The organism is Aureimonas sp. CAS, assembly GCF_059838215.1.
The window spans coordinates 1,036,663-1,048,803 of sequence record NZ_CM187563.1; the positions used below are offsets into that span (position 1 = coordinate 1,036,663).

General features: G+C 62.9%; 17 protein-coding genes. 10 read left to right on the forward strand and 7 right to left on the reverse strand.

All coding sequences use genetic code 11. The features are described from left to right. Positions 1–3 precede the first annotated feature (3 nt). The 7 genes from AC6R2M_RS05010 to AC6R2M_RS05040 all read left to right on the forward strand — a co-directional run bounded on the left by AC6R2M_RS05010 (position 4) and on the right by AC6R2M_RS05040 (position 4,720). On the forward strand, positions 4–888 hold the full coding sequence (locus AC6R2M_RS05010; protein ID WP_500486085.1) for a hypothetical protein: 885 nt from the start codon (positions 4–6) through the stop codon (positions 886–888). Then, the gene (locus AC6R2M_RS05015) at positions 888–2,222 is read left to right on the forward strand and encodes a hypothetical protein (RefSeq protein ID WP_500486087.1); all 1,335 of its coding nucleotides are present in this window, start codon (positions 888–890) and stop codon (positions 2,220–2,222) included. The genes AC6R2M_RS05010 and AC6R2M_RS05015 overlap by 1 nt, the downstream gene beginning before the upstream one ends. A gap of 26 nt (positions 2,223–2,248) precedes the next feature. Beyond that, entirely contained in the window at positions 2,249–2,725 is a 477-nt protein-coding gene (locus AC6R2M_RS05020) for a hypothetical protein (RefSeq protein WP_500486089.1), read from the forward strand. 68 nt (positions 2,726–2,793) lie between these two features. After that, positions 2,794–3,561 carry an N-acetylmuramoyl-L-alanine amidase gene (locus AC6R2M_RS05025; protein ID WP_500486091.1) on the forward strand — a complete coding sequence of 256 codons (768 nt, stop codon included), beginning with the start codon at positions 2,794–2,796 and terminating at the stop codon, positions 3,559–3,561. 11 nt (positions 3,562–3,572) lie between these two features. Further along, complete coding sequence (locus AC6R2M_RS05030) at positions 3,573–3,935, forward strand: hypothetical protein (RefSeq protein ID WP_500486093.1); 363 nt, start codon at positions 3,573–3,575, stop codon at positions 3,933–3,935. A gap of 24 nt (positions 3,936–3,959) precedes the next feature. Continuing rightward, the gene (locus AC6R2M_RS05035) at positions 3,960–4,241 is read left to right on the forward strand and encodes a hypothetical protein (RefSeq protein ID WP_500486095.1); all 282 of its coding nucleotides are present in this window, start codon (positions 3,960–3,962) and stop codon (positions 4,239–4,241) included. Next, the gene (locus AC6R2M_RS05040; RefSeq protein ID WP_500486097.1) at positions 4,238–4,720 is read left to right on the forward strand and encodes a hypothetical protein; all 483 of its coding nucleotides are present in this window, start codon (positions 4,238–4,240) and stop codon (positions 4,718–4,720) included. The genes AC6R2M_RS05035 and AC6R2M_RS05040 overlap by 4 nt, the downstream gene beginning before the upstream one ends. An 81-nt stretch (positions 4,721–4,801) precedes the next feature. Here AC6R2M_RS05040 and AC6R2M_RS05045 read toward each other — a convergent pair whose 3' ends face one another. Next, positions 4,802–5,152 carry a putative quinol monooxygenase gene (locus AC6R2M_RS05045; RefSeq protein WP_500486098.1) on the reverse strand — a complete coding sequence of 117 codons (351 nt, stop codon included), beginning with the start codon at positions 5,150–5,152 and terminating at the stop codon, positions 4,802–4,804. Between the two features lie 102 nt (positions 5,153–5,254). Next, positions 5,255–5,503 (reverse strand): hypothetical protein, encoded by a 249-nt coding sequence (locus AC6R2M_RS05050; protein ID WP_500486100.1) that lies wholly within the window; start codon positions 5,501–5,503, stop codon positions 5,255–5,257. A gap of 53 nt (positions 5,504–5,556) precedes the next feature. Here AC6R2M_RS05050 and AC6R2M_RS05055 point away from each other — a divergent pair, with 53 nt between their 5' ends. Further along, complete coding sequence (locus AC6R2M_RS05055) at positions 5,557–6,336, forward strand: exodeoxyribonuclease III (RefSeq protein ID WP_500486102.1); 780 nt, start codon at positions 5,557–5,559, stop codon at positions 6,334–6,336. Between the two features lie 9 nt (positions 6,337–6,345). Then, the gene (locus AC6R2M_RS05060) at positions 6,346–7,002 is read left to right on the forward strand and encodes an SOS response-associated peptidase (protein WP_500486104.1); all 657 of its coding nucleotides are present in this window, start codon (positions 6,346–6,348) and stop codon (positions 7,000–7,002) included. Between the two features lie 16 nt (positions 7,003–7,018). Here AC6R2M_RS05060 and AC6R2M_RS05065 read toward each other — a convergent pair whose 3' ends face one another. After that, a complete protein-coding gene (locus AC6R2M_RS05065; protein WP_500486106.1) occupies positions 7,019–8,086 on the reverse strand; it encodes a GGDEF domain-containing protein in 1,068 nt (355 codons plus the stop codon). Between the two features lie 186 nt (positions 8,087–8,272). Then, complete coding sequence (locus AC6R2M_RS05070) at positions 8,273–9,079, reverse strand: hypothetical protein (protein WP_500486108.1); 807 nt, start codon at positions 9,077–9,079, stop codon at positions 8,273–8,275. Positions 9,080–9,188: 109 nt separating this feature from the next. On the opposite strand from AC6R2M_RS05070, the gene AC6R2M_RS05075 reads away from it, so the two are divergent. Further along, complete coding sequence (locus AC6R2M_RS05075; protein WP_500486110.1) at positions 9,189–9,437, forward strand: hypothetical protein; 249 nt, start codon at positions 9,189–9,191, stop codon at positions 9,435–9,437. On the opposite strand, the gene AC6R2M_RS05080 is transcribed toward AC6R2M_RS05075, so the two are convergent. From AC6R2M_RS05080 to AC6R2M_RS05090, 3 genes are all read right to left on the reverse strand, one after another. Beyond that, positions 9,434–9,955 carry a thermonuclease family protein gene (locus AC6R2M_RS05080; protein WP_500486112.1) on the reverse strand — a complete coding sequence of 174 codons (522 nt, stop codon included), beginning with the start codon at positions 9,953–9,955 and terminating at the stop codon, positions 9,434–9,436. The two genes, AC6R2M_RS05075 and AC6R2M_RS05080, sit on opposite strands and share 4 nt — an antisense overlap. Positions 9,956–10,177: 222 nt before the next feature. After that, complete coding sequence (locus AC6R2M_RS05085) at positions 10,178–11,131, reverse strand: DNA cytosine methyltransferase (protein WP_500486114.1); 954 nt, start codon at positions 11,129–11,131, stop codon at positions 10,178–10,180. 79 nt (positions 11,132–11,210) lie between these two features. Then, a complete protein-coding gene (locus AC6R2M_RS05090; protein ID WP_500486116.1) occupies positions 11,211–12,134 on the reverse strand; it encodes a hypothetical protein in 924 nt (307 codons plus the stop codon). Positions 12,135–12,141: the final 7 nt, after the last annotated feature.

Below are 12,141 nucleotides of genomic sequence, written 5' to 3' on the forward strand. Positions count from 1 at the left end.
CCGATGAACGCGCACAACATCATGCTGGGCTTTCCGAACCGGATCGACCAGTGCTCCATCACGGGCGGCTCGTGGGTGGAGACGCTGCCGCTCGCGAACCTGAAGAACCGGCTGTTCAGCCGTGTTGCCCGCTCGACCGGGCTGGCGCTGTCGCAGGCGACGTTCACGCTCGACATGGGCCAGCCGCAGCCGATCCGGCTGTTCGCGCTCGTGGCGCACAATCTCAGCGTCACCGCTCGAATTCGGCTGGAGGCGGCCGACGCGCCGGACTTCGCGACGACGGTCTACGACGAGACGTTCGACGCTTGGGGCTCGGCTGCGAACGCGGCCTGGAACATCGCGCAGCTCGAATGGGAGTCCGACAACTACTGGCTCGGGACCTATACAAGCGAGCAGATCGAAGGGTTCACCGCCGTGTCGCAGCAGGTCCTGCCGGGCGAGGTTGTCGCGCGGTACTGGCGCGTCACGATCGAGGATCCGGACAATCCAAGCGGCTATGTGGAAGCGGGCCGCGTCTTCATCGGCTCGGCCGCACAGGCCCGGATCAACTACGCCTGGGGCGCGAGCCTCGGATACGAATTCGGGACGGTCGTCGAGACCTCGCTCAGCGGCGCCGAGTTCTTCGACGTTCGCGAGGGCGTGCGCGTCTTCCGGTGCGTGCTTCAATACATGGCCGATGACGAGGCCTACGGGACCTTCCTCGAGATCGTCCGGCGCGGCGGCGTCCATTCAGAGATCATGGTCATCCAGGACCCCACCGATATGGCGAACGGCATCCGCCGCAACTTCATGGGCCGCCTTCGCCAGCCGTCGCCGCTCGAGCAGACGACGTGGATGAACGGCGGCTCGGCGAACTCAATGGCCTTCGAACTCAAGGAGCTTCGCTGATGGCGGACTTTCCCACGGCTGCGGTCAACCGTCTCGCCGGCTACAACGGCGCGCGCTACGACGCGCAGACGAATCCTCTCGGCATGGCGATCGGCGGCCACCGGGTCAACTTCCCTGCTTCGCTGAACGACAGCGCCTCGGTCGCCGCCTACATGGCTGCGACCTCGCAGGAGGTGAAGGACGCCGCGACGGCCGTCGCCACCAATCTCACGGCGACGAACTCGGCCCGAGCGCTCGCGCAGGCCTGGGCGTCACGGGGCGAGGATCAGGTCGTCTCGGGCGGGCTGTTCTCCGCCTTCCACTACGCGATGAAGGCGGCCGCCTCGGCCACGGCGGCGCAGCTGGCGCAAGCCTCCGTCGAGAACACGCGCGACAACATGCTGCGAAAGGACGGCGCGGTCCTTTCGCAGGGTGCTTCGCTTGTTTCGACGCCGAGCGCTGGTTCGATCAGCGACGCAGGCGTCTTTGCGGCGCAGCTCGCGGGCTTCCGCAACGGCTCTGCGAACGGGGCGAACGGGGCGATCGTCTTCAAGGCGCCTTCGACCCTCTCGACCGTCATGGCGCGCCTCATCGTGGAGGGCCACAACTGGAGCGGCGACCACGTCTTCACGATCAATGCGACGGCCTATCGGACGAGCGGAGCCTTCAGCAGCCTGCGCAAGCTGATGCTCGGGACGCAGGATATCGACGTTCGCTTCGCGCTCACGCCGGACGGCCGCATGGCGCTGATCCTCGGCGACGTCGGCACGCAGTGGGCCTACATCAACCTCTCCGTCTCGGCGATGTTCTCGCAGCAGTCACGCGCGAATCTCCTGGAGTTCAGCAAGGGCTGGACGACGGAGGTCGTCACGAACCTGTCGGGCTATACGCAACTCACGAGCCCGATCGCCAACACGCTTCCAATCCAGATCCGGAGCGAGCTGAACACAAGGGTCCCCGACACCCGGGCAATCACAGCCGGCAACGGTCTGACGGGGGGCGGCGCTCTTTCGACGGATCGCGCACTTGCTCTCGCTTCGCCGGGAACTTTGACGGCCACCACCACAAACACGGTCCGGGCGGACGGGCATGACCACGCCGTTGATGCTCCTGGCATCGTCTCGGCGGGTAACGTGCAACTCGGGACCGGCATTGTGGGGACTTACGCGCTGATGCGGCACGTCAACAACGCGTTGGTCAACGCAGGGATCAGCGCCGCTGGTGCAAGCCTCCGCTACGCGAGCGTCGCCGGAACCTTCGAGGGCTTCGTCCCCTCCGGCACGTGGCGAGCTATGGGCTCCAGCCTCGGAGGAGACGCCCCCAACTCAACCACGATCTACATGAGGATCGCTTGATGTCCGAGACCAGCAATCCGACCGAGGTGGTCGATCCCGTCGAGGAGAGCCCGTCATCGGTGGTGAGCCCTCCCGAAATCCGAAACCTCAAGCATAACGCCTTCGGGGGCGTAGACCTCGAACTGAACCATCCAGAGTTCGGTTGGATCCCGTTCACATCGAGCCCTGATGACACGTGGGGCAACGCCCCGGCAGTTTGGGCGGCGGTGTTGGCGTGGGAAGGCTCGATCGAAGATGCTGACCCGCCCCCGCCAGCTCCTCCCATTGTCATCTCGGCCGAGGCGCTGTTCTTCGACCGGATGACGGACGACGAATACGACGACCTCGACGCCAGCGTTCGGGCCGGCGAGACGGCCCGCGTCTATCGCGGCTGGGCGGCCGCCGCCGTCTTCGAAGAGCGCACGGCGATGTGGGAGCTGCTCGTAAAGCACCTCGACTCGATCGGAACGACGCCCGCGCGCAAGGCCGAACTCCTGGCGCCTCCGTCCACAAGCGCGGCCTGATCCGAACCGACCATCACTGACCGACCACGGCGCCCGCGAGGCGCCTTTTTCATGTCCGGAGAAAACCGATGATCCCCAAATCGTGGCTGCCCGCCGCGCGGATGAAGCGCGTCCATCTGCACTGGACCGGCGGCGCGTCCGTCGCCTCTTCGCTCGACCGCAAGCACTATCACCTGATCGTCGAGGGCGACACGAACCTCGTGCGCGGCGATCTCCCCATCTCGGCCAACGCGAGCCCGATCCGGGGCAACTACGCGGCTCACACGCTGCGTGCCAACACCGACGCGATCGGCGTCTCGCTTGCAGGCATGGCCGGCGCGCAGGAGAGCCCCTGGCGGCCGGGTGGCCATCCGATCAACCGCGAGCAGTGGGAGGCGGGCGTTCGCGTCATCGCTGAACTTTGCCGGACCTATGACATCGACGTGTCACCGGTGACCGTGCTGACCCATGCGGAGGTGCAGAAGGCGCTCGGCATCGCGCAGCGCGGCAAATGGGACATCGCGCGCCTAGCCTTCGAGCCGTCCGTCTTCGGCGCCGAGGTCGTCGGCGACCGGCTGCGCAACGAAGTCCGCGCTGTCCTCGCCGGCAAGCGGCCGGAGCGGCCGATCCAGGAGCCGATTTCGGCGCCGGTCGGGGCCATCCCGCCCATGGCGCTGCGCGGCGTCGTAACCGCGTCCTGGCTGCGCCTGCGACGGAAGCCGGACGGCGAGATCATCGGTGGCATGCCCGCCGGCACGCCGCTGACGATCATCGATCACGATCGAGGCTGGGCCGAGGTCATCACGCCGAACGGCCATCCCGGCTTCGCCGCTCTCAACTTCATCGCCCTGGACTGAGGAGAACGACCATGAACAACGCTATCCGCAAGGCCGTGCTCGCGGCCGCCGTTGCCGGCGCGCAGACCGCCGCCGCCTCGCCGAACATCGCGATCGAGCGCTCGGCCGTTGGCCCCGTCGCCGAGAGCGTGGCGAACGAGCTGGCGCCGCAGCTGGAGCATCTGACGAACGCGGAGCCCTGGTATCAGAGCCGCGTGACGTGGGGCGTCCTTGTGGCTCTGATCTGCACGATGCTGCGGCCGATCACCGGCACGCTCCTCGACGAAGGCCAGACGCAGGAGATCGTCTCCGCGCTGGCGGCAGGCGGCCAGCTCTTCGGCCTCGGCTTCACCCTCTACGGGCGGTGGGCCGCGAAGAAGCCGATCGGCAACTGACAGGCCCGGCCGAAGGTGATCGCCATGCCAGACCAGACCCCGAACCGGATGGCCGAGCTCGCTCCTGCCGTCCGCGACTTCCTCGGCGACCTTCGGCCGGACGAACTCGCTACCTTGAAGGAGATCGTGAAGCTGCCAGCCGACGATGTTCGCGACGGCTTCAGGCTGGTGCGCGAGCTGCGCGCCTTCGGGAAGTGGACGCGCTGGATCGTCCTGACCGCCATCGCGATCTTCATGGCTACGCTACTGCTCTACGAGCGCGCCGTCGACTTCTGGCGCTACACGCAAGGAGGGCTCCCAAAATGATCCCCGTCCTTTGGCGCATGTTCGGAATCGTCGGCTTCGGGCTGGCGGCCTTCGGATCCTTCAATCTCGCGGCCATGATCGTCGATGATCATCCGCCGATCACCTACGAGCTGGCGCGGGCGAAGGAGCCGACCGTCGTCCAGGGTGGCACGATCAAGGTCGAGTTCGAGGTGGTGCGCGACCGGCGCTGCGACATGACGGTGCGCCGGATCCTCGTCGATAGTGCCGGCACCCGACACACCATCCCCACATATACCGTCGGCTTCCCGAACGATCTGGGACGGGAGCGGTACGAGCGGGAGATCACGATCCCGGCCAGCGCTGCGGTCGGGCCGGCCACCTATCAGGTCACGCTCCGCTACGCCTGCAACGTGATACAACAGGCGTTCGGCTGGCCGATCGAGGTCCAGGCGCCGCCGATTGGGTTCGAGATCACGGCAAGGCCGGGGTGGCTGCTGCCGATGAAGCACGGCGGGTAGCGTCCGGGCCGTCGGGAAAGAGACGGTCCGCATCCTGCATCGAACGGGGGAAAGCTGACATTCTTATCCGGGATTGAAGGATCAGTCCGTCAGCCGCATGAAGGGCGTGTAGACTTTCACGCCATGCGCTTCGACACCAGCGCGGAGTTCGGGGCTAGGGTTCCCCCATAACTCCCCCTCCATCTCCACGATTGCGAAGATCGCGGCTGCGTTGTCGCCCATGTTCTCGAAATGGGCGATGTGGGCCTCGGGACTCTCGTACTCCTCGTAGACCACAGCTTCCGTCTCATCGTCGTTCAGGAAGATGTCGTAGCGGATCGTTCCTGGGTCTTTTTCACGCGCGAGGCGCATGCAGTTCTCGGACAGCCGTTTGAATTCATCTGTCTTGCCGGGCTTGATCCTGAAACGGCCCACGGCCTGAATTTTGCTCATCTACGCTCCCGGATCCCAACGTCACTGCCCATGCTAAAGAATACGTCGGCTTTCGGAACGGATGTCAAACTCGCGATAAACTGCCATGGGCTGAAAGCAGCCTCATTCCTCCCCGAACATCCCTGCCGGCAGCTCACCGAACTTCGCCAGCACCGCCGGATCCTCCAGCACCTCGCCCGTCTCGGTGTCGATCGTCTGCTGGATCGCGACGACGCCCGCACACCTAGTCGCATCCCGCTCGGCGCGGGCAGCAGCGGCATCCGCTGAGGGCTGCTCCATCTGGCGACCGGCAACGAGCTTCTTCCCGACGCGGTCGAACTGCTGGACGATGTAGAGGGTCTTTGCGGGCATTCGTGGTCTCCGGACGTTTCGGCGCTACCATAGCCGACAAAGCGAGAGCCGCCTTGAAGATCGCGACGTTCAACATCAACAACGTGAACCGTCGGCTGCCGAACCTTTTGGCGTGGCTTGAGGCAGCCGAGCCGGATGTCGTCTGCCTTCAGGAGCTGAAGGCAGCGCAGGACGCCTTTCCGCAAGAAGCTCTATCGAATGCAGGCTACGAGGCCGTCTGGAAGGGCCAGCGGCAGTGGAACGGGGTGGCGATCCTTGGGCGCGGCAGGGCTCCGATTCTGACGCGCGACGAACTCCCCGGCGATGACGGCGACACGCAGAGCCGATACATCGAGGCAGCCTATCACGGCGTCCTCGTCGCCTCGATCTACCTGCCGAATGGCAATCCGCGACCCGGCCCGAAGTTCGACTACAAGCTCGCCTGGTTTGATCGGCTCGTCCGCCACGCTCGTGAGCTGATGGAAGCAAACGTGCCTGTCGTCCTCGCTGGCGATTACAACGTCGTGCCGACCGATCTCGACATCTACCCGACGAAGTCCTGGGACGATGACGCCCTGACGCAACCGGAGCCGCGGTCGGCATTCCGCGCCTTGATCAATGCGGGATGGACGGACGCGATCCGCACGCTTCACCCGACCGAGCCGATGTTCTCGTTCTGGGACTACAAGCGTCAACGCTGGCCGCAGGGCAAAGGGCTACGGCTCGATCACCTTCTCCTTAGCCCGCAGATCGCTCCGCGCCTCGTGGCCGGCGGCGTTGATTGCGACGTTCGCGGGGAAGAGGGCGCAAGCGATCACGCGCCAGTCTGGATCGAATTGGCGGACGGGGAGTAGGCTGCCCTCATGTGCAACCTCTACTCCCATACGAAGGGCCAAGCGGCCATCCTCGAAGCGACCCGCGCCATGATCGATCGGACCGGCAACCTGCCGCCGATGCCCGGCATTTTCCCTGATATGCCGGCGCCGATCGTCAGGAACGGCGCCGACGGTCGCGAACTCGTCCTGGCGCGCTGGGGCATGCCTTCGCCTGTCTTCGCGTTGAAGGGCCGGACAACGGATCCCGGCGTTACGAACATCCGCAACACGACCTCGCCGCACTGGCGCCGCTGGCTAGGACCCGCCAACCGCTGTCTCGTACCGTTCACCTCGTTCAGTGAGTACGAGACGCTGCCGGACGGGAAGAAGGTGCCGGCTTGGTTCGCCTTCGACGAGGCAAGGCCGCTCGCCTTCTTCGCCGGCATCTGGACGACCTGGACCAGCGTGCGGAAGAAGGCCGAGGGCGAGGTCACGGTCGATGCCTACGGCTTCCTGACGACCGAGCCGAACGATGTCGTCGGTCCGATCCATCCAAAGGCGATGCCGGTGATCCTCACGCAGCCGGACGAGCTCGACGTCTGGATGCGCGCCGACTGGAGCGAGGCCAAGACGCTGCAGCGGCCCTTGCCGAACAGCGTCTTGACGATCGTCGCGCGCGGCGAGAAGCGGGATGGAGAAGGCTAGACCGTTCTCCGGCATCTCAACTCAGCGTCGTGAGATCAGCTTGATGTAACGAGACCTGATTTCTCCCTGCGCGCTTCGCAGCGTAAAGGGCCGCGTCTGCCATTCGCTGTAGCTGTTCAGCCTCGGTGCGCTGCACCTCATCACGCAAGATCGCGACACCGACGCTGATCGTAACGTGCGGGCCGACAGTAGAGTCCGGGTTTGGCAAGCCCGCGTCCTCCACAGCTCCGCGAATTCGCTCGGCAACCAGAAGGGCGCTCTGCTCTCCGATCCGGGGCAAAAGAACCAAGAACTCTTCGCCTCCGTACCGAGCGACCTGGGAGCCGTCGCGCCTGAGATTGTCGTGGATGATCCGCGCGACTTCGATCAAGCAGCGATCGCCTTCGGCATGGCCGAGCTTGTCGTTCAGCTTCTTGAAGTCGTCGATGTCGCACATGAGGATCGCGGTGCCATCGATCCCGTCCCTACTCGACCAGCAGGTGGCGAGGGTTTCGGTCATCTGCCGACGGTTCGCGACGCCGGTGAGGGGGTCGTTCCGAGCAAGATGCAAAAGCCGTTCGTTCGCAGCCGCCAGCTCCTCGACATGCGCTTCGCGCTGTAGCTCCAGTAGGAAGTGCTTTTGTGCGACGAGGGTCATCGTTCGCCGAGCGGCGATGGTCGCGCCGAACCCGCACGCGATGTAGGCGATTCCGGCCAAGGCGCTCGTTGGCGACAAGCCAGGATTGCGAAGCTGGAAGAAGAGGTAGATCCCAAGGGCCATTGACGCGATCGCGACGGTCCATGAAAGCGGCACCGCGAACATGATGACGGCAGTCAGCGCAACGAGCAGCATGACGTGTAGGTGGCGGTCGTAGAACTCGTCCCCCGCGTTCACGCCAACCAGGGACACGGCAAGCAGGATCGTGAACATCCCGGACAGCAGAACGACGCCGCTCACGGCCTCGGAATTTTGGTTTCGCCAGAACAGCAAGACGGCAATCGATCCAGCCAAAATCGCTAGCGTCGGAACGATCATCGGACGCCAGTCGGCAGGCTCAATCATTGCAATGTTGAGCAGTCGAGTGACGACGCTGAGGCCGGCCATCCATGCCATCCAAGAGCGGATAACCGAGGCGGCCGATGCCCAAATCCTCCGTCGGAAGCGATCGTCCAGGTCGGGTCCGAGACGGATGTCCCGTGTCCGGCCGGATAGGAGGCGATCGACCTCGGTTGCCATGTTCGCGGAGCGCCTACTGATCCGATCTCATTCACAGATTCTACTACTGATAATTCAAGGTCGAGTTAAGCGCCGATCGTAGGTTGCCATCGGTTTGCCCGCGAAGCGCGGAGCGCTCAGAGCTTGTAGCGCGCGAACCGGGACGTTCGTCTCCTCCTTCGCCGCTCGTGGGTCCTGCCACGCATCGCCGAACCACTCGCGCATGTCCTCCGGGCTGACCCACTGCCGGTTCCCCAGCCGGCGCTCCTCCTTAAGCCATCGATCCCACCCGGCCGCGTCGGTGACCGAGACCGGACGAACATGCTCACCTCGGGCAGCGGCCAGAGCGTGGTCAAGCTCGACCGTGTGCGGCAGCTGCAGGGCGGCTCGGAAGATCACCTCCCGCTCGGTCTGCATGGCGAAGCGAGGCGCCGACTGGACGAAGGCGGGAAAGGCCGCTTCCAGCGCGCGGGCTGCGTTGCGCGGCGACGAAGCTTCGCCCGCTGACCCCGGTCCGGCAATTGGCGCCAGAAAGATCCTCCAGGTCCAATAGGACAGGCCGGACCCGTGCGTCTGCACCGGCGTGATCTGGCCGACCCGGAACTCTCCTATCCACGCGTCGTAGGCTTCGGTGCCCCAGTTCCCTCGCCGACGCCAGCGGAAGCGGAACTCTGCTACTGCACTGGAGCCTTGATCGCGAACCGCTGGCAAAGCTCTTTCAATGCCTTCGCCACCTCGGGGTCCTTCTTCTCCAAGGTCCCTGCCAGAGCCGCTATGAGCGTGAGCGAAACGTACCTGTCCATGTGCGCTGTCCTCCTCCCGAAACTCACCAGCGTCACGTGTTACAAGGTAACGGTCTACATCCTTCTGGTCGTGCGACATGGCGTCCTGCCGGTTGCGAATCGTCGGCTGTGTTCTCTATCCGTTCCATATGAGCCCGCCGCGTGGAAATCGAGGTCTGCACCTCTCCGAGTGCCATGACCTCGGGCTCGTGGTCTGGATGCGCTGCAACTTCTGCCGTGGGGCACAGCGGTTCTACGACCCGTGCGACCTCGCGGTGGTCCTGGGCGATGTCGAGCTCGACAAGCTCCGGGGCCGTCTGAAATGCGAGGTCTGCGAGAAGGTGGACTATCTCGACGTCGGCAAGCGCCGGCTGGCCGAGCTTGAGCGAACCGGAACGCTGATCCGGCGGCTCGTCAGGGTGCGTCACGTCCCGGTCTGGCGCGAGGATCGGCTTTAACGGGCGTAGTAGCCGCCCGAATAGCGCGTCCAATCCACAGCATGGCCGGCGCGCACCTGCTCCGCCGCGATGTCCCGGCCGCCGACGAAGCACTGAGCGACGATCCGGTCATAGGAGGCCGGAGAGGACCGGCCATCGCATGGCGTCCCATTTCCGACCTGGCGACATTCGACGCTTTGGCCCGCCGTCATCCGCTCGAGGTTGGCGCCGGCCTCTGCATAGCCGCGCTCGCCGCGCTCCGGGCTGTTGATGCCGCAGATGCGGACCCGCTGGTTGCCGATCGTGAACGTATCGCCATCGGCCACGCGAGTGACTTGGCCGCGAAGCATCCCGCCGCTGGTCTGCGTCGGTGTCGTCTGCGTCTGGCCGGGCAGGGCGCCGTCGATCGCATCGTAGACGCGCGTCGCAAGCTCCGGCCCGCCGACGACCGCAGCCACTGCCACGATAGCGACGATGCCGGCCCACTGCTTGAAGGATCGATTGCGAGGTGCGCGTCGGCGCCGGGAGCGTCTGGCCATCTGCTGGCGTCTAGCATGGATTACGGGCTTCGCCAGAGGCGGGATCTCGACTGGCTAACCTTGATGGCTAACGCTCTTGGCTAACGTGGTCGCAAGCGCGTTGTGCCAAAGGCGTATGGTGGGCCCGGCAGGCCTACCAGAAGCTTTGGATATGCGAGACGAATCGAGAATAAGGGTCACCGCTCTATAGTTTCTGACACCCATACTTCCGACTTGTTCTGCTTACCAAATATCGGGAAGAGCGGATGCCACCGCATTAAATAGAGGAGGCGGAACAGCGTTGCCGACAACTTTGTACTTCAATTTGATGCCGAACGTATCGGGAAAATTCATCGTTCGATTGAAGCCCTGTAAGCGGGCAGCCTCTCTGTATGATAGCCGTCGAGCAGGCGCATCGGTCGCAAAGCGCCATTCGTCAACACCGACCTTGATAGGCTTTGGGCTCACGGGATGAAGCGGAACATGGCGACTGTTAGCGACGATAGTCTTGCTGACATCGTCCCATGACCGCCAGCGATCACGCGACATGTAATACCAATGAAACGGCTGCACGTCACATTCATCATCTGGCCACAGCGGTAAATCACCGATCGCATCTCTGATCGTAGGACATGCCGGCGCGTCGAGGTTCACCGTACAGGTTCTGCTCCGATGTGTCGGAGCTGGAAATGCGTATTTCACGCCTAGATCTGAACGAATGCCGACGAAGAACATTCTCGATCGCTCTTGCGGTACGCCAAAATCTAAAGCATTTAGGACGGCACATTCTACCCTGTAACCCGCAAGTCGAAACCTCGTAAGCTGGTTTCTAGCTAAGTGCCGGTTATTAGAGCGCGTCATCCCGGACACGTTTTCGACAATAAAGGCCTTCGGCTTTATTTCGCGGAGTGCTCGGTCAAACTCTCTGTAAAGATAGTTTATCTTCCTGCTAGAGTCACGAACGCCACCTACGCTGAACCCCTGGCAGGGGTAGCAGCCGGCGAGTAGGTCGACCTTTGGAAAGATCTTCACGTCCTCAATATTTCGAAGAATGTAATCCGTCTCGGGAAGGTTTGCTCGGTAGACGTCCCGCGCGTAGGCGATCACGTCGTTCGCCATGACGACATCAAAACCCGCTTGGAGCAGTCCGGCATCACTGCCGCCACATCCTGTAAAAAGCGAAACAGCTGTAGGCATTTGAGGTCCGCTCGCAATCAATTCGAGGAAACGCTTTTAGCAGACCTTTGTAGGGACGGCCACCCTCGCGCGTCGTCGCTCAGACCGGTCGCAGAACAAGGCCAGCGAGCGGGTTTATCAGGGTTGGAAAGGTCACAATCGGCTCAACGGCCGCATGACCTTCTGCGATTAGAGTCAAGCGGATTCGGTCGAAGACGAGGCCTGCTCGGCGATGAGCTTCGCTGGTGTTGCCGTCCGACAGTACGAACGGAGTGGCGAAAGATCGTACAAAAGGAATTTTTGAACCAGGATTAAACCACTTCAAGAATCGTGCGGATGAGAGCTCGTCGAGTTTGGTTGGCCAATCATTTCCGCACGCGCACTGACACAGTAAGAAAAGATGACCAGACCGTCGGTCGAGGGCGCGCTTCCAGACAACGAAGTCGACACCTTCGTCTTTTACGTGCGTAGTCGATGGATCGTCGGGTAGATCGGCTTCAGGTGACCAAATCCACTCCCCTGATTGTGCGTTGAGAACTGCCATGGCTTGCTTGAAACGAGAGCCAACTTCTTCATCGCGGGGCCATCCAGTATGGACCGCGTAGCTTTCCCATCCAAGGTACTGCCTAACCAAATTTGCGGCTGTACGTTCAAACTGACGAGGGAGTTGAACAAATTCCCCTTCGGTAATCGATTGAGATTGAGTAATCGCTAAACAGAATTCGTAATAACCGGTTTGGCTTGGTCGGTAAGTCAAATTGTTATTGTCAATTACGAAAGGGTACGCATCGCCTAGAAATTCGTGGCGTCGTTCAATTTCCTCTTGAACGTCACCTACTAGGCTCTCCGTGATGAGATCGTCAGCGTTCCAAAGGGTTAGCTCACCGAGCTCTACGTCTGGGTCGTGATCCTGAAGTTCCCCGGCTATTCTCTCGTCAAATGTTCCTGCGTCAACGACCGCCGATTCTCGAATAATAGCTGAGAACTCGGCTTGATCAGCGTTCGCTGATGCCCGTTGATCCATATGCCTC